This is a genomic window from Nocardioides caricicola (assembly GCF_039541135.1).
GTDB lineage: Bacteria > Actinomycetota > Actinomycetes > Propionibacteriales > Nocardioidaceae > Nocardioides > Nocardioides caricicola.
The window spans coordinates 557,088-577,889 of the sequence record NZ_BAABFQ010000003.1; the positions used below are offsets into that span (position 1 = coordinate 557,088).

General features: G+C 72.0%; 20 protein-coding genes. 9 read left to right on the forward strand and 11 right to left on the reverse strand.

Annotated features, from left to right (window positions below; genetic code table 11):
• The first annotated feature begins 9 nt into the window (after positions 1 to 9).
• Together ABD875_RS04460 and ABD875_RS04465 are read left to right on the forward strand one after the other, a co-directional pair.
• A complete protein-coding gene (locus tag ABD875_RS04460; protein WP_345171626.1) occupies positions 10 to 2,154 on the forward strand; it encodes a S9 family peptidase in 2,145 nt (714 codons plus the stop codon).
• Between the two features lie 166 nt (positions 2,155 to 2,320).
• A complete protein-coding gene (locus ABD875_RS04465) occupies positions 2,321 to 3,274 on the forward strand; it encodes a sigma-70 family RNA polymerase sigma factor (RefSeq protein ID WP_345171628.1) in 954 nt (317 codons plus the stop codon).
• A 3-nt stretch (positions 3,275 to 3,277) separates the two neighbouring features.
• On the opposite strand, the gene coaE is transcribed toward ABD875_RS04465, so the two are convergent.
• On the reverse strand, positions 3,278 to 3,862 hold the full coding sequence (coaE, locus tag ABD875_RS04470; RefSeq protein ID WP_345171630.1) for a dephospho-CoA kinase: 585 nt from the start codon (positions 3,860 to 3,862) through the stop codon (positions 3,278 to 3,280).
• Positions 3,863 to 3,898: 36 nt separating this feature from the next.
• Between coaE and ABD875_RS04475 the strand changes: the two genes are divergently transcribed.
• The 3 genes from ABD875_RS04475 to ABD875_RS04485 all read left to right on the forward strand — a co-directional run bounded on the left by ABD875_RS04475 (position 3,899) and on the right by ABD875_RS04485 (position 6,377).
• A complete protein-coding gene (locus ABD875_RS04475) occupies positions 3,899 to 4,723 on the forward strand; it encodes a methyltransferase domain-containing protein (RefSeq protein WP_345171632.1) in 825 nt (274 codons plus the stop codon).
• A gap of 63 nt (positions 4,724 to 4,786) precedes the next feature.
• Positions 4,787 to 5,455, forward strand: a complete 669-nt coding sequence (locus ABD875_RS04480; RefSeq protein WP_345171634.1) for a Type 1 glutamine amidotransferase-like domain-containing protein — start codon at positions 4,787 to 4,789, stop codon at positions 5,453 to 5,455.
• A gap of 91 nt (positions 5,456 to 5,546) precedes the next feature.
• Positions 5,547 to 6,377: a DMT family transporter gene (locus tag ABD875_RS04485; protein WP_345171636.1), complete on the forward strand. Its 831-nt coding sequence runs from the start codon at positions 5,547 to 5,549 to the stop codon at positions 6,375 to 6,377.
• A 309-nt stretch (positions 6,378 to 6,686) separates the two neighbouring features.
• Here ABD875_RS04485 and ABD875_RS04490 read toward each other — a convergent pair whose 3' ends face one another.
• Positions 6,687 to 6,908: a DUF2188 domain-containing protein gene (locus ABD875_RS04490; protein WP_345171638.1), complete on the reverse strand. Its 222-nt coding sequence runs from the start codon at positions 6,906 to 6,908 to the stop codon at positions 6,687 to 6,689.
• 124 nt (positions 6,909 to 7,032) lie between these two features.
• The gene (locus tag ABD875_RS04495; RefSeq protein WP_345171640.1) at positions 7,033 to 7,986 is read right to left on the reverse strand and encodes an NAD-dependent epimerase/dehydratase family protein; all 954 of its coding nucleotides are present in this window, start codon (positions 7,984 to 7,986) and stop codon (positions 7,033 to 7,035) included.
• 110 nt (positions 7,987 to 8,096) lie between these two features.
• Between ABD875_RS04495 and ABD875_RS04500 the strand changes: the two genes are divergently transcribed.
• Positions 8,097 to 8,777, forward strand: a complete 681-nt coding sequence (locus ABD875_RS04500; RefSeq protein ID WP_345171642.1) for a TetR/AcrR family transcriptional regulator — start codon at positions 8,097 to 8,099, stop codon at positions 8,775 to 8,777.
• Here the strand turns inward: ABD875_RS04500 and ABD875_RS04505 are convergent.
• The 3 genes from ABD875_RS04505 to ABD875_RS04515 are packed head-to-tail and all read right to left on the reverse strand — an operon-like array spanning position 8,774 to position 11,114.
• Positions 8,774 to 9,565 carry a hypothetical protein gene (locus tag ABD875_RS04505; protein WP_345171644.1) on the reverse strand — a complete coding sequence of 264 codons (792 nt, stop codon included), beginning with the start codon at positions 9,563 to 9,565 and terminating at the stop codon, positions 8,774 to 8,776. The genes ABD875_RS04500 and ABD875_RS04505 overlap by 4 nt on opposite strands.
• Positions 9,558 to 10,115 (reverse strand): RNA polymerase sigma factor, encoded by a 558-nt coding sequence (locus ABD875_RS04510; protein ID WP_345171646.1) that lies wholly within the window; start codon positions 10,113 to 10,115, stop codon positions 9,558 to 9,560. Before ABD875_RS04510 ends, ABD875_RS04505 begins: the two co-directional genes overlap by 8 nt.
• 54 nt (positions 10,116 to 10,169) lie before the next feature.
• Complete coding sequence (locus ABD875_RS04515; protein ID WP_345171648.1) at positions 10,170 to 11,114, reverse strand: GlxA family transcriptional regulator; 945 nt, start codon at positions 11,112 to 11,114, stop codon at positions 10,170 to 10,172.
• Positions 11,115 to 11,207: 93 nt separating this feature from the next.
• On the opposite strand from ABD875_RS04515, the gene ABD875_RS04520 reads away from it, so the two are divergent.
• Positions 11,208 to 11,354 (forward strand): hypothetical protein, encoded by a 147-nt coding sequence (locus ABD875_RS04520; RefSeq protein WP_345171649.1) that lies wholly within the window; start codon positions 11,208 to 11,210, stop codon positions 11,352 to 11,354.
• Between the two features lie 29 nt (positions 11,355 to 11,383).
• Here the strand turns inward: ABD875_RS04520 and ABD875_RS04525 are convergent, their stop codons facing one another.
• Both ABD875_RS04525 and rpsA read right to left on the reverse strand, forming a co-directional pair.
• Positions 11,384 to 13,015, reverse strand: coding sequence for a sulfatase family protein (locus ABD875_RS04525; protein WP_345171651.1), 1,632 nt, complete (start codon positions 13,013 to 13,015; stop codon positions 11,384 to 11,386).
• A 93-nt stretch (positions 13,016 to 13,108) separates the two neighbouring features.
• Entirely contained in the window at positions 13,109 to 14,584 is a 1,476-nt protein-coding gene (rpsA, locus tag ABD875_RS04530) for a 30S ribosomal protein S1 (RefSeq protein WP_345171653.1), read from the reverse strand.
• A 372-nt stretch (positions 14,585 to 14,956) separates the two neighbouring features.
• Here rpsA and ABD875_RS04535 point away from each other — a divergent pair, with 372 nt between their 5' ends.
• Entirely contained in the window at positions 14,957 to 16,954 is a 1,998-nt protein-coding gene (locus ABD875_RS04535; RefSeq protein ID WP_345171655.1) for a hypothetical protein, read from the forward strand.
• Between the two features lie 21 nt (positions 16,955 to 16,975).
• Positions 16,976 to 17,800: a class I SAM-dependent methyltransferase gene (locus tag ABD875_RS04540; RefSeq protein WP_345171657.1), complete on the forward strand. Its 825-nt coding sequence runs from the start codon at positions 16,976 to 16,978 to the stop codon at positions 17,798 to 17,800.
• Here the strand turns inward: ABD875_RS04540 and ABD875_RS04545 are convergent.
• Genes ABD875_RS04545 through ABD875_RS04555 form a run of 3 tightly spaced genes read right to left on the reverse strand, consistent with a single transcriptional unit; the run spans position 17,797 to position 20,802 of the window.
• A complete protein-coding gene (locus ABD875_RS04545) occupies positions 17,797 to 18,837 on the reverse strand; it encodes an NAD-dependent epimerase/dehydratase family protein (RefSeq protein WP_345171659.1) in 1,041 nt (346 codons plus the stop codon). The two genes, ABD875_RS04540 and ABD875_RS04545, sit on opposite strands and share 4 nt — an antisense overlap.
• Positions 18,830 to 19,606: a glycosyltransferase family 2 protein gene (locus ABD875_RS04550; protein WP_345171662.1), complete on the reverse strand. Its 777-nt coding sequence runs from the start codon at positions 19,604 to 19,606 to the stop codon at positions 18,830 to 18,832. The genes ABD875_RS04545 and ABD875_RS04550 overlap by 8 nt, the downstream gene beginning before the upstream one ends.
• Positions 19,603 to 20,802: a nucleotide sugar dehydrogenase gene (locus ABD875_RS04555; RefSeq protein ID WP_345171664.1), complete on the reverse strand. Its 1,200-nt coding sequence runs from the start codon at positions 20,800 to 20,802 to the stop codon at positions 19,603 to 19,605. Before ABD875_RS04555 ends, ABD875_RS04550 begins: the two co-directional genes overlap by 4 nt.

A 20,802-nucleotide genomic window follows, 5' to 3' on the forward strand; every position in this document is an offset into this window, starting at 1 on the left:
GTCGCGCGCATGCAGCCCCCCGCAGCCGAACGGCGCGCCACCACCCGCGAGATCCACGGCACCACCCGCACGGACGACTACGAGTGGCTGCGGGCCAAGGAGTCGCCCGAGGTGACGGCGTACCTCGAGGCGGAGAACGCCTACACCCAGGAGCGCACCGCCCACCTCGCCGACCTGCGCCAGTCGATCTTCGACGAGATCAAGGCCCGCACCCGCGAGACCGACCTCTCGGTCCCGACCCGCAACCGCGGCTACTGGTACTACGGGCGCTCGTTCGAGGGCAAGGAGTACGGCGCCAGCTGCCGCGTGCCGGTCGCCGACCCCGACGACTGGACGCCCCCGAAGCCCGCCGAGGACACCGCACCCGACCAGCCGGCGCTGCCCGGCGAGCAGGTGCTGCTCGACCTGGACGCGCTCGCCGAGGGCCACGAGTTCTTCTCGCTGGGCGGCTCGGCCGTCTCCCCCGCCGGCAACCTGCTGGCGTACTCCACCGACGTGGTGGGCGACGAGCGCTACACGGTGCGGGTGAAGGACCTCGACACCGGGGAGCTGCTGCCCGACGAGATCACCGGCGCACTCGGCGGCGCCACCTGGGACCGCGACGGGCAGGCGTTCTACTACACGACCGTCGACGAGAGCTGGCGCGCCGACAAGGTCTGGCGGCACCGGCTCGGCACCGCGCAGTCCGCCGACGAGCTGGTCCACCACGAGACCGACGGCCGCTTCTGGGTCGGCGTCGGCCGCACCCGCAGCGACCGGTTCATCGTGGTCGCGAGCGGCTCCAAGATCACCTCGGAGTACCGGTTCTTCGACGCCGACGCCCCCGAGCTCGGCTTCCGCACGTTCGCCGAGCGCCGGGAGGGGCTGGAGTACTCCCTCGACCACGCGGTGCTCGCCGGCGCGGACACGTTCCTCGTCATGCACAACCACACCGGCGCCGACTTCGAGCTCGCGACCGCGCCGATCGCCCCCACGCCCGCCGAGGACTGGGTGCCCCTGGTGCCGCACGACCCCGCCGTGCGCCTCGAGGACGTCGACGCCTTCGCCGGCCACCTCGTCGTCCACCAGCGCAGCGACGGGCTCACCCAGCTGCGGATCCTCGAGCTCGGCGACTCCGGCGTCACCGACGACTACCTCGTCGAGTTCGACCACGAGGTCTACACGGTCGGCTCGTCCGGCAACCCCGGCTTCCACCAGCCGGTGGTCCGGCTCGGCTACACGACGATGGCGGTGCCGTCGTCGGTCTACGACTACGACGTCCGCACCCGCGAGCTCACGCTGCTGCGCCGCGCTCCCGTGCTCGGCGGCTACGACCCCGACGACTACGAGGAGCACCGGCTCTGGGCCACCGCCGAGGACGGCGAGCGGGTGCCGATCTCGATCGTGGCCAAGCGCGGCGCCCGCGAGGGCGTCGGCGGCGGCACCGGCCCCGTGCCGACGCTGCTCTACGGGTACGGCGCCTACGAGGCGTCGATGGACCCGTACTTCTCCATCGCGCGCCTCTCGCTGCTCGACCGCGGCGCCGCGTTCGCGATCGCGCACGTGCGCGGCGGCGGCGAGATGGGCCGGCGCTGGTACGACGGCGGGAAGCTGTTCCACAAGCAGAACTCGTTCTCGGACTTCATCGCCTGCGCGCGCCACCTGGTCGACACCGGGTGGACCACGCCCGACGTGCTGGTCGCCGAGGGCGCCAGCGCCGGCGGGCTGCTGATGGGCGCGGTGGTCAACCAGGCACCCGAGCTGTTCGCGGGCGTCGTCGCGGGCGTGCCGTTCGTCGACGCGCTGACCACGATGCTCGACTCGACGCTGCCGCTGACCGTGACCGAGTACGACGAGTGGGGCAACCCGGAGGCCGATCCGGAGGTGTACGAGTACATGGCGTCGTACGCGCCGTACGACAACGTCGCCGCCGTCGACTACCCGCCGATCCTCGCCGAGACCTCGCTCAACGACACCCGGGTGCTGTACGTCGAGCCCGCGAAGTGGATCGCCCGGCTGCGGGCGACCGCCACCGGTCGCCGCGACTTCCTGCTGCGCACCGAGATGGCCGCCGGGCACGGCGGCGTCTCGGGCCGGTACAAGTCCTGGCACGACCGCGCGTTCGCCCTCGCGTGGATGCTCGACCGCTTCGGTCTCGCGGAGACGAAACCCTGAGAAGTCCCTGAGAGTACGTCCCGGACGCAACTCCGGACGCCCCTCGCACGTCATTGCAGACAACAGGTTCAACGTTTGACCAGGGAATCCTTCGGACACCGTGGACGTTGAACAGCACGTGTGGGGGGCGCAAGGGCGCCAGCCACCGACGAGAGGAGGGCGTCCCATGGCAACACGTACTGCAACCGGCACGCGCGAGATCGAGGGCCGCGACAGCGTCGGCCTGTACCTCGACGAGATCGCCCGCAATCCGCTTCTCGACGCCGCCTCCGAAGTCGAGCTGTCCAAGACCATCGAAGCCGGCCTGATGGCCGAGCACCTGCTCGCCGAGGGCCGGGTCGGCCGCAAGAAGGGCGGCGCCCCGATGTCGGCCACCCAGGAAGAGCTGGAGTGGCTGGCCGAGGAGGGCCGCAAGGCCACCACGACGTTCATCAACGCCAACCTGCGCCTGGTCGTCTCGATCGCGCGCAAGTACGGCCGCGCCCAGATGCCGATGCTCGACCTGATCCAGGAGGGCAACACCGGCCTGATCCGGGCGGTCGAGAAGTTCGACTACACCAAGGGCTACAAGTTCTCGACGTACGCGACCTGGTGGGTCCGGCAGGCCATCACCCGCGGGATCGCCCAGCAGGCGCGCGTCGTCCGCCTGCCCGTGCACGTGGTCGAGGAGCTCAACCAGGTCGGCGGCGCGCGCCGCACGCTCGAGCGCCAGCTCGGCCGTGAGCCCGACGCCGCGGAGATCGCCGCCGAGCTCGGGATGGACCTCGACCGGGTCCTCGACCTGATGGCGTGGGGCCGCGAGCACGTCTCGCTGGACTCCCCCGTCGACGAGGACGGCGGCACCTCGCTGGGCGACCTGATGGCCCAGGAGACCGCTCCGGGACCTGATCTCACCGTGCTCGACGTGGAGTCGCGCGACCGGCTCAACGACCTGGTCGGGCAGCTGGACGAGCGGGCCGCGGACATCATCCGCTCCCGCTACGGGCTCGTCGACGGCCGGCAGCACAAGCTCGCCGACATCGGCGCCAAGCACGGCATCTCCGCCGAGCGGGTCCGCCAGCTCGAGCGCGAGGCGCTGCAGAAGCTGCGTCGTCTGGGTGACCCGGACCTCGCCGCGTAGCCGCTACGCAGTCAACCGCTCGAAGACCTCCGTCACACGCTGACGGAGGTCTTCGCGCGTTCCGGTGTTGTCGATGACGTACGTCGCGATCGCGCGCCGCTGCTCGCGCGTCGCCTGCGCCGCGATCCGCGCCTCGGCGTCCTCGCGCGACATGCCCCGGTCGCGGGCGAGCCGCTCGACCTGAACCTCGGCGGGCACGTCGACGACCACCACGGCGTCGAACGTGTCGGCGCGGCCGGACTCCGCCAGCAGCGGGATGTCGTGGATGACCACGCCGTCCTTCGGGGCGCTCGCCTCGAGCTCGGCGTACCGCTCGAACACCAGCGGGTGCACGATCCCCTCGAGCACCTTCCGCCTCGCCTCGTCGTTGAAGACGATCTCCCCGACCTTGGCGCGGTCCATGTCGCCCTCGGGCGTGAGGATCTCGGGCCCGAACGCCGCGACGACCTGCTCCAGCCCCGGGGTGCCCTTCGCGACCACCTCGCGCGCCAGCCGGTCGGCGTCGATCACGACCGCGCCGAGCTCGGCGAGGATCGCCGCCACCGTGCTCTTGCCCGACCCGATGCCGCCCGTCAGCCCCACTCGCATGGCGGACATCCTGCCGGATGCGGTATCAAACGGCGTGTGACGACCTACTCCCTCGGCTCCGACGACGCCGAGCTCACCCGGCTCGAGCAGCAGTCCGCACGGATCGCGGAACCGACGCGCATCCTGTTCCGCGCCGCCGGGATCGGCCCGGGCATGCGGGTGCTCGACCTCGGCACCGGGATCGGCGACTCCGCCGTCATCCTCGCCGAGCTGGTCGGCCCGTCCGGCGAGGTGGTCGGCCTCGACAACGACCCGCGGATGGTCGAGACGGCGCGGGCGCGGTGCGACGGGCTGGCCAACGTCTCCTTCGTGGAGGGCGACGTCACCCGGGCGCCCGGCGACGGCGAGTACGACGCGGTCGTGAGCCGGCTGCTGGTGCTGCACCTCGCCGACCCGGCGGCCGTGCTGCGCCACTACCTCGGGTCCGTGCGGCCCGGCGGCCTGGTGGTCACGCTCGACTACGACACCCGCGCGGCCGGCGCCGAGCCCGCCGTACCCCTGGTGTCGGAGATGTTCGGGCTCGTGGCGGCGACGCTGCGCTCGGCCGGCGCGGATCCGACGATCGGGTCGCGGCTCCAGGCGATCCACGCCGACGTCGGCCTGGAGGACATCGGCGCGCTCGCGATCACGCAGTACCTCCCGCCCGACTCGCCGGTCGGGCCCGGACTGCTCGCCGGCGTCGTCCGGTCGCTGGCGACGCGGATGGTCTCGCTCGGGCTCGTCACCGCTGACCAGCTCGACGTCGACACCCTCCACGACCGGCTCGCTGCCGCGCTGCGGGAGGCGGGCGCGTTCTTCGTGCCGCCGACGCTCGCGGCGTCGTGGGGGCGGCGTCCCGGACCCGTGCCGCACGAGCGATGATTTCGGCGCCGGCCACCGGTCAGCACGCCACACCCTGAGACCGCACCCGACCCGGAGGCACTGTTGAAGCTCCTTCTCACGTCCGGAGGTGTCACGAACGCCAGCATCCGGCAGGCGCTGGTCGACCTGCTGGGCAAGCCGATCGCCGAGGCCACCGCCCTGTGCATCCCCACGGCGGCGTACGGCCACCCCTGGGTCGGGCCCGGCGTCCGGGCCTGGCAGTTCATCAGCGGGACGTCGGAGAACCCGATGGTCGGGCTGGGGTGGAAGTCCGTCGGGGTGCTCGAGCTGACCGCGCTGCCGAGCCTCGACGAGGAGCGGTGGGTGCCCTTGGTGAAGGAGACCGACGTCCTGCTGGCCGGCGGCGGCGACGTGCTCTACCTGAGCCACTGGATGCGGGAGTCCGGGCTGGCGGCGCTGCTGCCGACGCTGTCCGAGACGGTCTGGGTGGGCCTGAGCGCAGGCAGCATGGTGCTGACCCCGGAGGTCGGGGAGGACTTCATCCAGTGGCGCCCACCGTCCGGTGACGACAGCACCCTGGGCCTGGTCGACTTCTCGATCTGCCCGCACCTGGCCCCCGACGGCATGCCGGGCAACTCGATGGCCGAGGCGGAGCAGTGGGCGGCCGGCATCGCAGGACCCGGCTACGCGATCGACGACCAGACGGCCATCCAGGTCGTCGACGGCGCCGTCGAGGTCATCTCCGAAGGGCAGTGGAAGCTCGTGTCCTGACCCTGGTCGGCAGCGGCACGGACCGCATGACCTACGGTGGGACCGCCGGTCTGCATCCGGCCTCCCACCCGCCGGACCAGGAGGGGCTCGCGTGAGCTGGCTGGCAGGAGCGGTCGCGCTCGCCTCGGCGGTGGCCGCGGGCTGGTCCACGGCCCTGATGCACTACGGAGCGTCCGGCGCCGGCCAGGGCGCACGCGCCAGCGAGCTGGCACGGCACGTCCTGTCGGAGTGGCGGTGGTACCTCGGGGTGGTCGCCTCGCTGGTCGGTCTCGCCCTGCACGCCACCGCACTGCACCTGGGCACCCTGACCCTCGTCCAGCCCCTGGCCGTCACGGCGCTGTTCTTCTCGATGGTGTTCCGCGACCTCCTCGAGCGCCACGCGCCACCGCGTCGCACCGTCATCTGGGGCGCGGTCACCGCCGTCGGTCTCGGCCTGTTCCTGGTCGGCGCAGGGCCGACCGGCGGGACCGACCTGCCGGACGGGCGAGCCGCCGCCGTGCTGATCGGCGTCGGGGCGGTGGGGGTGCTGCTGGCGCTGCGCGCCTCGCTGCGGTTCCTGGCGCATCGGGGCCTGCTGCTCGGGACGGCCGGGGGCATCGTGTTCGGCCTGATGGCGGGCGCGATCAAGTCCACCACCAGTGTCTGGAGCGATGGCGCGCTGCTCACGTCCTGGCCGGTCTACACGATGGTCACCGTCGGCCTCACCGGGTTCCTGCTGAACCAGCACATCTACAACCGCACCCGGCTGCCCGAGTCGTTGCCGATGCTGAACCTGGTGAATCCGCTGACGGCCCTGACCTTCGGCATCGTGGTCTTCGCCGAGCGTCCGAGCGGCTCGCCGGCGGCCATGGTTCTGGAGGTCGTGGGGCTCGGCATCGTGCTGGCCGGCATCTTCGTGCTCGGCCGCACCCGTCAGGAGTAGCGGTGGCTCTTCGCCGCGTGGCCGTGCTCCCGGGTGCACGTGCGACCGTTCATCGAGCGGTGTCCACACAGAGCGTCGGTGGGAGCCGCTGGAGACACCGGGCCGGTCTCCTGGGTCCTGGCCGGTCTCGTAGCCCGTCTCGGGGCCGGAGTCGCGGCGGGCGCTGACCTGGTCGAGCTCTCGAGGTAGCGGGCCTCCCGCATCGCCCGCACCGCTGCTTCCTTGCTCATCGTGGCTTCACGAGACGAACTCTAGGCGTGCGCACCGACAGACCCCGTCAGGCGCGACGGCGGCCGTGGAGCGCAACGGTCAGCCCGGCAGCTCCTCGGACCGGCGAGGGTAGCGGCGGCGTTCGACGGCCTTGCCCTCGAGGTCGCGGACGATGTGCAGCACCCCGCGCACCCGCGCCTCGTCCCGGCCCGCCTCCAAGGCCGCCTCCCTGGTCCCGAACTCACCGGTCACCGGCCCGTGGAGCCCGACCGAGTTCCGCCACCGGCCTTCTTCGCAGTACGTCTCGATGGGTTCTCCCACCACGTCATCCCTCCCCAGGTTGATCGGGCCGAGTTCGTGCGCCAGCTCCCACTGGCCCTGCCCGACGTCGACGGCGGAACTCTTCCTGCCGTCGACACCTACCTGTGTCCGCGAGCCGGGTTCGTTACACGGAGGCCGCCGGAGACGTCGTCCGAGCGAGCGCGGCCTCGGCGGTCGCGCGGCACACCTCCTCCCACGGCGTCGGCTCCAGGCCGAGCTCCCGCTCGATCCCGCTCGAGTCGACGACGTACGGCGCGAGGAACTGGTACTCGGTCTCACGCATCTCTCTCAGCAGCGGCACCACGGCACCGCCGAGGCCGAGCAGCGCCTTCGGCCACGCCCTGACCGGCACCGGCTCGCGGCCCGCGGCGCGGCAGACGTCGGCGACCGCCTGGGTCTGGGTCACCGCCGGGTTGGTCGGCGCGTGCCACACCCGCCCCCACGTGCCGGGCGCCTGCGCGACGGCGGCCAGCGCCCGGCCCATGTCGCGCACGTCGGTGAACGCGTGCGGCTGGTCGGCACGACCGAAGACGCGCACGCCCTTGCCCTTCAGCGCGCGCGGGGCCACCTGCGGGATGTGGGCGTTGGTGCTGAGCGGGCCCATGTAGTCGGAGCCGCGCACCTCGACCGCGCGGATCCGGCCGGCGTCGTGGCGCTGCTTCGCCTCGGCCCACATCGCGGCCCGCAGCCGACCCTTGGCGCCGGTCGCGGCATCCGGCAGGTCCTCGGTCATCGGGCCCGCGACGGCGCCGTACGCGTAGAGCGGCGCTGCGGTCACCAGCACGGCCCCGGTCCGCTCGGCGGCCTCGAGGAACGCCGCGGCCACCGGCGGCCAGTAGGCCTGCCACACGTCGTACGACGGCGGGTTGATGCAGTTGTAGAGCGCGACCGCGCCGGCGGCGAGCTCGGTGAGCCGGTCCGGGTCCGCGGCGTCGGCGGCCACCCGCCGCGCGCCGGCGACCTCGGCGCCGGTCCCCGAGCGGCTGACCAGCAGCACCTCGTGGCCCTGGGCGGTCGGCTCGGTGGCGGTTGCGAGCCCGACGGGCCCGGCTCCGACGACGACGTGCAGATCGGTCATGACTTCCTCCTGAGGTCCATATCGAGAGCACTGCTCTCGGTTTGGCAACAGTGACACACCCGGACCCCGAAAACAAGAGCAGTGCTCTCGAAATGTGCCAGGATGCCTGCATGGCCCCGAAGTCCCGCGTCGAGAACCGCGCCGAGCAGACCCGCGCGATCCAGGAGACCGCCCGCCGCCACCTCGCCGAGGTCGGCCCCGCGGCCCTGTCGCTGCGCGCGATCGCCCGCGAGGTCGGCCTGGTCTCGTCGGCGGTCTACCGCTACTTTCCGAGTCGCGACGACCTGCTCACCGAGCTCATCGTCGAGGCGTACGACGAGCTCGGCGACGCGGTCGAGCGCGCCCAGGACGCGGCCGGCGACGACCTCGGTGCGCGGTTCCGCGCGCTGTGCCGGGCGATCCACGACTGGGCTCGCGCGAACCCACACGAGTACGCGCTCGTCTACGGCTCCCCCGTCCCCGGGTACGCCGCTCCGGACACCACCGTGACCCCCGCGGGACGGGTCACCGGCGCGTTCCTGGCGCTGGCCCTGGCCTCCGAGCGAGCCGGGCACACCCTCGCCGCGACGGCTCCCCTGTCACCCGCCGAGAGCGCCGCGCTGGCACCGGTGTTCGACGCGGTCGGCGCGCCGATCGGCGAGGAGCGGCTGGTGCGCTGGCTGATGGCGTGGAAGACCGTGTTCGGCCACGTCTCGCTGGAGCTGTTCGGCCACATGCACCGCGGCGTGCTCGACTACGACGCGCACTTCGAGCAGGTGACCGCGCAGCTGGCCGCCGACCTCGGCCTCTAGCAGCCGTGGTTGACCTGGGCACAGGTGTCGGTCGCCCAGTCGAGCACGTAGCGCTCCTGCACCCCTGAGTACGACACGGTCACCTCGATCGGCGGCTGCTTCATCTCGTTCCCGGAGCTCTCGTAGCTGTGCACCACCCGCCACCACGTGCGGCCGCCGCCCTCGGTGGTCTCCGCCCGCACGGTCTGCCCGTCGGGGAAGGTGTACGCGACGTCGTACGCCAGGGCGCCGTCGGGGACCACGCCTCCGGCGACGCGGGTGACCTTCCCCGAGTCCGTGAAGATCGTGCTGACGGCGTAGGTGCCGATCTCCTCGACCGGTGCCAGCGGCCGCGGTCCGTGGACGGTCGTGCGGTCCCGGATGTCGCACAGGGCGAACCGGTCCCCCTTCACCCAGAGGCTGGTGTGCTCGTCGAACGCCGCCGCCTGCTCCGCGCCGGGGAACGGGTTGCGCAGCTCCTGGGCGCACGGCCCGTGGCCGGCCCAGTGGTCGCCGGGGTCGTCGGGGTCGGACGGCCCGGTCGCGGTCGGGTCCGGAGGGGTCGGCTCGGGCACGGGCGCGGAGGTGGTCGGCGCGACCGCCGGGGCGCCGGACTCGTCGTCCGGCCCCAGCTGCACCGCCCAGGCGGTCAGCGCGGAGACCAGGACGACGGCGGCGGCGACGACCGCCGGGACCAGCCAGCGGCGTCCCCGAGGCGGCTGCTGCGCCGCCTCGAGCAGCTCGGCGCGGATCCGGGCGCGAGACTGGTCGGGCAGCGGCTCGTCGGGCGGCGGGGTCAGGTCACGCATCGCGGTCTCCTCCAGAGGTCAGGTCGGTGAGTCGGGACCGGGCCCGGGAGAGCCGGGACCGCACGGTGCCGACGGGCACGTCGAGCGCGGCGGCGGCCTGCTCGTAGGAGAGGCCGGACCAGGCGACCAGGCCGAGCACCTCGCGCTCGTGGGCCGGCAGCGCCTCGACGGCATCCAGCACGGCCTGCATCCGCGCGGTCGACCCGAGCCGGTCGGTCACCCGGTCGGCGTGGTCCGGCTCGGCGGCCGGCCGCGGGAGCGCCGCCACGGCCCGCAGCCGCCGCCGCCGGGAGCGGGTCAGGTTGCGGCAGACGTTGGTGGCGACGCCGTACAGCCATGGCAGCACGCTGTCGTCGTGCAGTAGCACCCGGCGCCGGTGCCGCCACACCTCGAGGAAGACCGTGGAGGTCGCGTCCTCGGCCTCGGCCCAGTCGCCGGTGGCGCGGAAGCAGTGGTTGTAGATCCGGTCGCCGTAGCTGTCGAAGAGCGCGGCGAGGGCGTCCGGGTCACCGTCGCGCAGCCGCTCCACGAGATCGTGCTCGGCGGCCACCGCTCCTCCTCGCTGCATACCCGGACATGTCCGCAGCCGGGCCAGGGTTCCCGGCTAGCCGGCGAAGCGGCGGCGGTACTGCTGCGGGCTCAGCCCGCGCACCCGGCCGAAGTGGTGGCGCAGGGTCGCGGCGTTGCCGAACCCGACCTCGTCGGCGATCCAGTCGATCGAGTGGTCGGTGCGCTCGAGCAGCTCCTCGGCGGCCTGCACCCGCTGCTTGGTCACCCACGAGTGCGGCGTCGTCCCGGTCTCGGCGCGGAAGCGGCGCGCGAACGTGCGCGCCGACATGTGGCTGCGGCGGGCCAGCGTCTCGACGCCGAGGTCCTCGGACAGGTTCTGCACGATCCACTCGAGCAGCGGACCGAGGGTCTCGGCCTCGCAGTCGGGCACGGCGTTGGCGATGAACTGCGCCTGTCCGCCGTCGCGGTGCGGGGGCACGACGATGCGGCGGGCGGTCGCGGTCGCGACCTTGGCGCCGAACTGCTCGCGCATCAGGTGCAGCGAGGCGTCGATGCCCGCAGCCGAGCCGGCGCCGGTGAGCACGTTGCCGTCGCGGCAGTAGAGGACGTCGGGGCACACCTTCGCCTCGGGGTACATCCGCGCGAGCAGGTCGCCGTAGCGCCAGTGCGTCGTGCAGTCGCGCCCGTCCAGCAGCCCGGCCGCACCGAGCTCGAAGACGCCGGAGCAGTGCGCGTAGATGATCGCCCCGCGGTCGTACGCCGCCCGCACGACCTCGAGCACCGCCGGGTCGTGCTCGAGGAACCCGTGCTTGGGACTCAGGCAGACCAGGTCGGCGTCGAGCGTGGCGTCGAGCCCGCGCTCGACGAAGAGGTCGTAGTCGGAGCGGCCCCGGACCCGGCCAGGACGCGGCGTGCACACCTGGAAGTCAAAGACCGGCGTGCCGTCCTCGGGGTGCTCCGGCTCGCCCCACACCTCGACGAGCGAGCCCAGCCCGAACGGCTCGGCGCCGTCCTGCACGATCACGGCCACCTTCTGCATGGGGACAGCCTGCCTCAGGAGTGGCAGGAAATCAACGAGAAGTGACTTTTCTGCCACTCGTGGCAGGAAAGCATCAGGCGCAGGATTACTGCCATGACCTTCCTGATGATCCTCCTCGTCATCGCAGCCGCCATGGCCGCTGCGTCCATCCGCTCCATCGCCCGCGACGGCCGCGGCCCGCTGCGTCCGCCCTCCTCGCACGCCGAGGACCCGCGTTTCCGTGCCCCGCTGGCCCACTGACGGCCCACCGACGCCGGCCACACCGCCTGTCAGTGCAGCGGCAGCGGCCTCAGGGTGGTGCGCTCGATCTGGTCGAGCCGCCGCTTGAGCCGCTTGAACTGAGCCCGCTGCTCCCGCGTCATCTTGCGCGGGTCGTGGGCGAGGTTGCGGCGCTCGAGCGGGTCCCGCTTGAGGTCGTACATCTCCCACTCGGTGGGCTCGACGTCGTTCGGGTCGAAGTACTTCGCGAGCTTCCACCGCTTCTCGCGGATCGACCGGATGTGGTTCGGCTGCCGCACGTACGGCCCGGTCTTCTGCCCGGCCTGGAAGTCGTCGTAGGTGAACACGACCCGGTCCTGCGTCTCGCCGGACGCCGTGCCGAGCACGTGGCCGGAGTAGTCGACGCCGCGCCACTGCGGGTTGCGGGCCTCGTCCGGCGCCTCCACCAGCGACGCGAGCGTCGGCAGGATGTCGACGTGCGAAACCAGCTGGCGTGAGGTCCGCGCCGTGGGGAACAGCTCCGGGTTCGAGTAGATGAGCGGGACCTTCAGCGTCTCCTCGTAGAAGTTGAAGTTCTTCTGCTGCATCTGGTGCGCCAGGCCCTGCTCGCCGTGGTCGGACGTCCGCATCACGATCGTGTCCGCCAGCTGGCCGTTGGTCTCCAGCAGGTCCAGGATCTCGACCAGGTAGCCGTCGACGAGCTTCATCAGGTTGCCGTAGAAGTTCAGGTAGTTCTGCTTCTCCTCGACCGTCCGCGGCCGGCCGAACGCGTTCAGCAGCCGGACGTAGCTCTGCTGGGCCGAGGGCTTGGTCGACAGGTCCTCGTCGTGCGTGAGCGGGATGCCGATGTCGCCCTCGTACCAGGACGGGTCGCCGTACCCGGCCTGCACCCACTTCGGCGGGTCCATGTTCGGCGGCCCGGGGTAGAACAGCACGTCGTGCGGGTTGATCAGCGACACGATCAGGCACCACGGCTGCTCGGCGCCGACCCGGGCGTTGAGGAACGCGTGGACGCCCTCCTTGCCCTCCTCGTTGGGACCGTCCTCCGAGAGGTAGCGCCAGTCGTTGTCGGCGACCCCGCCGCCGCCCTCGATGATGTCCTGGTTGCCGCCCGCGTCCGGCGGGTTCCAGCGGGTGAAGCCGTAGCGCTCGAGGTCGGCCTGGGTCCAGTTGCCCGCGAAGCTGCCGTCCTCGCGCTCCACCACCCCGTCCAGCGGCTTGGTCAGGTGGAACTTGCCCTTGAAGACGACCTCGTAGCCGGCCGCCGACATCACCGACGCGATGTTCGTCAGGTCGGGTGACAGCTCGGTCTGCGGGAAGTACTCGGCCGGCATGTCCAGCTCGAGCGTGTTCTTCACGCCGTGCTGGGCCGGGTAGAGCCCGGTGAACAGCGTGGCCCGCGACGGGCTGCACATGCATGCGTTGCAGAAGGCGTTCTCGAACGACACGCCGTTCGCCTTCAGCCGGGTCAGGCCGGGCAGGTTCTCCTGCTCCCAGCCGGCCGGGAAGTGCTGGATGTTGCGCTCCTGGTCGGTGATGAAGATCAGGATGTTCTTCCCCGCGGCGGCGGAGTCGGCGGCGACCGAGGGGTCGGCGTACGCCGCTGCCTCGGCGGCGGTGAGGGCGATGGCCGGCGGCGCCGCGGCGGCCGACGTGAGCAGGCTACGACGGGAGATCGACATGGACCGACACTAGGGCGGAGCCAGCTCGTCCCGGGCGAAAATGCCCGAAGGCCCGCCCTGGTGGTCCAGGGCGGGCCTTCGTGGTCTAGCGGATCAGTTGCCTCCGCCGGTGAGCTTCTCGCGGAGAGCCTGCAGGGCCTCGTCCGAGGCGAGCGAGCCGCCCTCGGTCTCGGCGGCCTCGTCGCTGCCGCCGCTGGAGTACGACGTCGCCTCGCCGGCCTCGGCCTCGGCGACCTTGGCCTCGGCCTGCTGCTTGACGTGGGCCTCCCAGCGAGCGTGCGCCTTGGCGTACTGCTCCTCCCAGACGGCACGCTGCTCGTCGAAGCCCTCGAGCCACTCGCCGGTCTCCGGGTCGAAGCCCTCGGGGTAGACGTAGTTGCCCTGCTCGTCGTACGTCGCGGCCATGCCGTACAGCGTCGGGTCGAACTCCTCGACGTCCGCCGCGGTCGCGGTCTCGTTGGCCTGCTTGAGCGACAGCGAGATCCGGCGACGCTCGAGGTCGATGTCGATGATCTTGACCATGACGTCGTCGTTGACCTGGACGACCTGCTCCGGGATCTCGACGTGGCGCTCGGCCAGCTCGGAGATGTGGACCAGGCCCTCGATGCCCTCCTCGACGCGGACGAACGCGCCGAAGGGGACGAGCTTGGTGACCTTGCCCGGGACGATCTGACCGATCTGGTGGGTCCGGGCGAAGTGCTGCCACGGGTCCTCCTGGGTCGCCTTCAGCGACAGGGAGACGCGCTCGCGGTCCATGTCCACGTCGAGGACCTCGACGGTGACCTCGTCGCCCACGGCGACGACCTCGGACGGGTGGTCGATGTGCTTCCACGACAGCTCGGAGACGTGGACGAGACCGTCGACGCCGCCGAGGTCCACGAACGCACCGAAGTTGACGATCGAGGAGACGACACCCTTGCGGATCTGGCCCTTCTGGAGCTGGGTCAGGAAGCCGTGGCGAACCTCGGACTGGGTCTGCTCGAGCCAGGCGCGGCGCGACAGGACCACGTTGTTGCGGTTCTTGTCGAGCTCGATGATCTTCGCCTCGAGCGTCTGACCGACGTAGGGCTGGAGGTCGCGGACGCGACGCATCTCGACGAGCGAGGCGGGCAGGAAGCCGCGCAGGCCGATGTCCAGGATGAGACCACCCTTGACGACCTCGATGACGGTGCCCTCGACGACGCCGTCCTCCTCCTTGACCTGCTCGATGGTGCCCCAGGCGCGCTCGTACTGGGCGCGCTTCTTGGACAGGATCAGGCGGCCTTCCTTGTCCTCCTTCTGGAGGACAAGGGCCTCGACCTTGTCGCCGACCTGGACGACCTCGTTGGGGTCCACGTCGTGCTTGATCGACAGCTCGCGCGAGGGGATGACGCCCTCGGTCTTGTAGCCGATGTCGAGCAGGACCTCGTCCCGGTCGACCTTGACGATGGTGCCATCCACGATGTCACCGTCGTTGAAGTACTTGATGGTCGCGTCGATCGCGGCGAGGAAGTCCTCTTCAGAACCGATGTCGTTGACCGCAACCTGCGGCGCGTCGTAATCGGGAAGAGTGGAGATGGTGCTCGTCATAAGGGAGGTAGTTCCTTGGATGGATGGAGTCGTGCGGGCACGTCGATAGGGCTTTTCGTCGGCTCGAGGTGAGCCGCCGAGCGAGAATCCACTCCGTCTGGGACCAGGCAGACCTTCGGCGCACCCTCAAGACTACGCGGGGGGCGTGACGTACGTCCAACCGCGGGGCGGCCGCGGGCCGACCGGCACCACCCCTCGGGGTGACATGCCACCGACGGGCGTGGGTACGAGCGGGGCGAGTGGCGCTCGCCCTCGCGGCCGGGTGCCACGCCGGAGTTTCTCGGACTCCGTCGAGTGCCCGTGCTCCGGGCGCGATCGAGGCGATGTTCTGAGGCATGGGACTCCGGTCCGCTCTCGGTCCTTGGAGGCCCGATGAGAACTCGTCCCACCCTCGCCATCGGCGCAGGGCTCAGCACGATCGCGCTCTACTCGCTCACGGCCGTCGGCGCCCCGTCGTCCGCGGCCGGCGCGGCTCCACCGACGGACGTGCGAGCCGCGACCTCGGCCGAGATCCTGCACCTGACCGGACTCGACGTTCCCGGAGCCGCCACGCTCGCCGACGCCGGGGTGGCGGTCGCCACCGGCAGCGTCGACGGGGACGGCAGCCCGCAGTCGAACGCCGCCGCCACCAACCTGTCCGCCGCCCTCGCCGACCAGGCGCTGCCGGACCTGCTCACGAGCGTGGAGCAGCACGCGCTGCCCGACCACCTCCGACCGGACACCGGCCAGACCGCGGGCGGCACCGTGCCAGGCCTGCTCGAGCTGGGCGTGTCGACCGCGAGCGCCCAGGCCCGCTGGGCCGGCGACGCCCGCTGCCCCGCGCCGGGCGTACCCCTCACCCGGTCCTCGGTGTCGACGGCCGACGTCGGCACCGAGAGCCTGCCCGGCGCGGGCGAGCTGCTCAGCCTGGACGGCACCGCGTCGGTCCGCCAGGCGACCACCCTCGCGGGGAGCGGGACCCGCTCCGTCGTCTCGACCGCCCGCGGCAGCGCCGCCGACGTGCGGCTGCTGGGCGGCCAGGTGCGGGTCGCGGTGACGGACCCACCGGTGCTCACGTCGACCGCCACCGGTGACGCCGACGGCGCCGAGGTCCGCTGGAGCGCACCGGCGGTGACCGTCGAGCTCGGCGGCCAGGAGCGCACGCTGCCGGCCGACGGGAGCCCGGTCGACGTCACATCGCCCGACAACCCGCTCCTGAAGGTCGAGCTGAGCGTCGGCCAGCCGACGAACGTCGTCGAGAGCGACGACGGCACCCGCGCGTCCGCGAGCGCCTCGGTCCTGCACGTGAAGATCGGGCTCAGCGAGGCGACCGTGCTCGAGGCCGACCTGTTCCCGCTGCGCGCGGTCGCGGCGGCGCCGGCGGGCGGCGTGACCTGCAGCGTCGGCTCCGCGGACGCCGACGGCGACGGGCTCACCGATGACGAGGAGACGTCCGGCTCGGCCAACGAGGGCTTCGGCCGCGAGCCGACCGACCCGGGCGACGCCGACTCCGACGACGACGGGATCGACGACGGCGCCGAGGTCGCCGCCGGCACCGACCCCAACGACGCGGGCGACCCCGGCGAGGGCGACTCCGGGTCCGAGGGCCCGGGCACCCCGACGCCCGACGACCTCGACGGTGACGGCCTGGGCAACGACGCCGAGACCGACGCCGGCACCAACCCGGTCGTCGCGGACTCCGACGGGGACGGCCTGACCGACGGTGCCGAGGTCAAGGAGACCAGCACCGACCCGACCGACCCCGACACCGACGCCGACGGCCTGACCGACGGCCGCGAGGTCGACGACACCGCGACCGACCCCGGCGACCGGGACAGCGACGACGACGGCCTGGCCGACGGCCGCGAGGTCGACGACACGCAGACCGACCCCAATGACCCCGACACGGACGGCGACAGCCTCCGCGACGGCCGTGAGGTCGCCGTGACGAGCACCGACCCGACCGTCCGGGACACCGATGGGGACGGGCTGTCCGACGGTCGCGAGGTCCGCAAGACCGGCACGCGTCCGACGCGGCCCGACACCGACCGCGACGGGCTGAGCGACGGCCGGGAGGTCATCCGGACGCACACGCGGCCGCTGCGCAAGGACACCGACCGCGACGGCCTGAGCGACGGTCGCGAGGTGAAGCGGCACGCGCCCGGTTACCGCAGCTGCTTCTCGAACCCGAGGCGTGCGGACACCGACCGCGACCGGCTCGGCGACGGCCGGGAGGTGCGCCGCATCCACACCAACCCGTGCGACTGGGACACCGACAACGGCGGCAAGAGCGACGGCGAGGAGGTACGCCGGGGCAGCGACCCGCTGGACATCCGCAGCAGCCCGAGCAACCCGCGCGTGGCCCACACCAGCACGACCACGTGGTGGTGATCGCCGGTTACGCTCCGCACCGTGGAGAACCATCCCCCGGTGCGGGTCGAGCGCCGCGCGGTGTCGGAGGACGAGTCCCGGCGGGCCAACGGCCCCGACTGGGACCGCTACGCCGACGAGTACCAGGCCACGCACGGCGAGTTCCTCGGTGACTCCGGCTTCGTGTGGGGCCCGGAGGGCCTGACCGAGGCCGAGGCCCACGTCCTCGGGGACGTCGCGGACCGCGACGTCCTCGAGGTCGGCTCGGGCGCGGGGCAGTGCTCACGGTGGGTGCGCTCGCGCGGCGGCCGCTCCTACGGCCTCGACCTGAGCATGCGCCAGCTGCAGCACTCCCGGCGGATCGACCAGGAGACCGGCGTACCGGTGCCGTCGGTGCTCGGCACCGCCACCGCGCTGCCCTTCGCCGACGACTCCTTCGACATCGTGTTCTCGTCGTTCGGGGCGCTGCAGTTCGTCAGCGACATCGACGTCGCGGTGGCCGAGACCGCGCGGGTCCTGCGTCCGGGCGGGCGCTACGCGTTCTCGATCACGCACCCGACCCGCTGGATGTTCCCCGACGACCCCGGCGAGGAGGGGTTGGTCGCGAGCCAGTCCTACTGGGACCGGACGCCGTACGTCGAGGTCGACGACGCGACCGGCCGGGTGTCGTACGTCGAGCACCACCGCACGCTCGGCGACTGGGTCGCGCTGCTGGCCGGCGCCGGTTTCGTCATCACCGACCTGCGGGAGCCGGAGTGGCCGCCGGACCACGACCGGGTCTGGGGCGGCTGGTCGGGCGTCCGCGGTCAGTTCACGCCGGGCACCGCGATCTTCGGCGCCCGGCTCGGGAGCGACCGCAGCGCCTAGATCAGCCCCTCGGCCATCGCCTGGGTGACCCACGGGATCACGACGTCCAGCATCTCGTCGAGGCTGGTCGTCGCGGTGAACCCGAGGACCTCGGCGGCCTTGGCGACGTCCGGGACCCGGCGCTGCACGTCGTGCTCGAAGGGGTCGTCGCTGGTCACCGCGAACGGCTTGTCCGGTCCGTGCACCTTGCGCCAGATCAGCTCGGCCAGCTCGAGCACCGTGGTCGACTGGGCGGTCGACAGGTTGAAGTCGTCGTTGAGCGCCTGCTCCGACTCCATCGCCTCGACGATGCCGCGGGCCAGGTCGACGCCGTAGGTGTAGTGCCGCACCTGGGAGCCGTCGCCGAGGATGTGGACGGGGTCCTGGCCCTTGACGATCTTCTGGATCAGGTCCGGCACGACGTGGCTCATGGCGAGCTTGATGTTGCCGCTGGGGATCTCGACGTCACCGAGGGCCCGGCCCTCGCCGACGCCGACGCAGTTGAAGGGGCGCACGATCGTGTACGGCACGTGGTACTGGTCCCAGGCCGCCCGGGCGAAGTACTCGACGGCGAGCTTCTGGAACCCGTACGACGACAGCGGCGGCGGGATCCGGCGCTCGTCGCCCTCCTTCGAGGGCCAGTGGTCGGTGGACTCGAACACCATCGACGAGCTGACGTAGGTGACCTTCCTCAACCGGCCCGCGGGGAGCACCCGGATCGCGGCGTCGCACGTCGAGGCGATGATCCGCTCGTTGGTCGCGAGCAGGTCGTAGGGGTAGGTGTGGAAGTACGAGATGCCGCCGATCAGCGCGGCGCCGGCGATCATGTGGTCGCAGTCCGCGAGCAGCCCGGTCATCAGGTCGAGGTCGCGGACGTCGCCCTCGACGAAGGTGTAGGCCGGGTGGTCGTCGTACGACTTGGTCACCGGCCCGTACTTCGAGTAGTTGTCGATGCCGGTCACGGCGTAGCCGCGGCTCAGCAGCTCCTCGACGACGTAGCCGCCGATGAAGCCCGCCGAGCCGGTCACCAGCACTCGCTGGCCCACTCCCTCAGACACGTCCGCCGCCCTTTCCCTCGTTGCGCGCCGCAATCCTCGCACCCTCGGCCCGGACCTGCTCGACGGTGAGCTCGGGACCGAACGCGAAGAAGTACCAGCGCAGGTACTTCGGCACCCACCCCTTCAGGTCGAAGTGGGACTCCCCCAGCGTGCGGTCCAGCCAGATCGTGGGGAGCTCGGCCACCGGACGTCGCAGCCGGCGGGCCTTGGCCGTGAGCTCGAGGCCGATCTCGAAACCGCTGCGGCTGTCGATGCCGACCTCGCGGACGAACTCCGTGGAGTACGCCTTGAAGCTGTTGGTCGCATCGTCGGTGCCGACCCGGCCGAACGTCCCCAGGGTGCGGCCGGCGGTGCGCGAGAGCAGCCCCTTGAACGCCGGTCCCCCGACCTGCTGGCCGCCCGGGGAGTAGCGCGACGCGGCCGCGACCACCACGCCCCGCTCGACCAGGCGCGCGAGCGGGTCGATCATCCGCGGGTCGTCGCTCCCGTCCGCCATCGTGACGACCACGACCGGGTGCCGGGCGGCGTCGATGCCGTAGCGGATCGCGTTCGCCGGGCCGCGGCCGTAGGTGTTGACCAGCGTCCGCACCCGCGGCTCGTCGGGCACGTGCTCGTGCACCGCGGCGACCGTCGGGTCGTCCGGGTCGTCGACCACGATGACGATCTCGAACTCCAGCGAGATGCCGTCGATGAGCCGGTCCAGCACCCGGCCGATGCCCTCGGCCTCGTGGTAGGCCGGGACGATCACCGACACCGCTGTGGGCGTCACAGCAGCGACCCCTCTCCGAGCAGGTTCCACACGTCCACCACCGGTACGTCGACCACGAGGTCACGGTAGGCGGCGTGCGGAGCGCCGACGACGAGGAGGTCGGCCTCGGCGAGCACCTGCTCGAGCGGCAGGAGCTCCGGGTCGTCCGCGACATAGGGGTCGGTCGTGAGCACGCGGCCGGCGCGGAACGCGAGCACCCGCTTCAGCCGGTACGACAGGCTCGAGCGGCGGTCGTCACTCTCGGCCTTGAAGGCCATGCCGAGGATGCCCACGGTCAGCGAGGGCAGGTCGTGCTCCTGCTCCATCCGGCGCACCAGGTAGTCGGGCAGGCCCTCGTTGACGAGCATCGCGGAGTGACCGAGGGCGAACGAGCCGCCGGTGACCGACGCGAGCTGCATGGTGTCCTTGAAGAGGCACGGCCCGGCGGCGAAGCCGGCGCCCGGCAGGTCGGCCGAGCGCGGGTAGTCGCGCGTCATCGCGTCGCGGATCCGGGCGAAGTCCAGGCCCAGGTCGTTCGCGATCATGTAGTACTGGTTCGCGGCGGCGAACTTGATGTAGCGCCAGGAGTTCGTGAACAGCTTGGCGAGCTCGGCCTCCTCGGGCTCGAGCTCGATGACCACGTCCGTGAGCCTCGCGAACAGCGCCCCGGCCCGCTTCCGGGCCTGCTCGGAGCGGGCCGCCACCAGCTGGGGCAGCGTGAACAGCTCCGTCATCGCACGGCCCTCGGCGATCCGCTCCGGGCAGAAGGCCAGGTCGACGTCGGGGTGGTCCGGCGCCAGCAGCTTCTCGACCCTCCTGGTCACCCCGGGGAACACGGTGCTGCGCAGCACCACGAGCTGTCCCGGCACGAGCAGGTCGCTCAGCTCGCCGACCACCCGGGGCACCGCCTCCGGGTCGGGGCTGAGGTACTGGTCGACCGGGGTGCCGACCACGATCACGACGTTCTCGGACACGCTGACCTGCGCCCGGTCCGTGGTGGCCACCAGCCGGCCCGACGCGAGCGCGTCCTGCAGCGGCTCCGCGACGCCCGGCTCGAGGAACGGCGCCCGGCCGAGGTTGATGGTCTCCACGACGGCCGCGTTGATGTCGTAGATGCACACCCGCAGCCCGCGCGAGGCGAAGGCCACCGCCAGCGGGAATCCGACGTGCCCGCCACCACCGACGACACAGATGTCAAAGTCGAACTGCCGAGCCAC

Excerpts from the sequence above, each read along its gene's own strand:
- ABD875_RS04460 (WP_345171626.1), top strand. The coding sequence starts at position 10 with ATGCAGCCCCCCGCAGCCGAACGGCGCGCCACCACCCGCGAGATCCAC.
- ABD875_RS04465 (WP_345171628.1), top strand. The coding sequence starts at position 2,321 with ATGGCAACACGTACTGCAACCGGCACGCGCGAGATCGAGGGCCGCGAC.
- coaE (WP_345171630.1), bottom strand. The coding sequence starts at position 3,862 with ATGCGAGTGGGGCTGACGGGCGGCATCGGGTCGGGCAAGAGCACGGTG.
- ABD875_RS04495 (WP_345171640.1), bottom strand. The coding sequence starts at position 7,986 with ATGACCGATCTGCACGTCGTCGTCGGAGCCGGGCCCGTCGGGCTCGCA.
- ABD875_RS04500 (WP_345171642.1), top strand. The coding sequence starts at position 8,097 with ATGGCCCCGAAGTCCCGCGTCGAGAACCGCGCCGAGCAGACCCGCGCG.
- ABD875_RS04505 (WP_345171644.1), bottom strand. The coding sequence starts at position 9,565 with ATGCGTGACCTGACCCCGCCGCCCGACGAGCCGCTGCCCGACCAGTCT.
- ABD875_RS04515 (WP_345171648.1), bottom strand. The coding sequence starts at position 11,114 with ATGCAGAAGGTGGCCGTGATCGTGCAGGACGGCGCCGAGCCGTTCGGG.
- ABD875_RS04520 (WP_345171649.1), top strand. The coding sequence starts at position 11,208 with ATGACCTTCCTGATGATCCTCCTCGTCATCGCAGCCGCCATGGCCGCT.
- ABD875_RS04525 (WP_345171651.1), bottom strand. The coding sequence starts at position 13,015 with ATGTCGATCTCCCGTCGTAGCCTGCTCACGTCGGCCGCCGCGGCGCCG.
- rpsA (WP_345171653.1), bottom strand. The coding sequence starts at position 14,584 with ATGACGAGCACCATCTCCACTCTTCCCGATTACGACGCGCCGCAGGTT.
- ABD875_RS04535 (WP_345171655.1), top strand. The coding sequence starts at position 14,957 with ATGAGAACTCGTCCCACCCTCGCCATCGGCGCAGGGCTCAGCACGATC.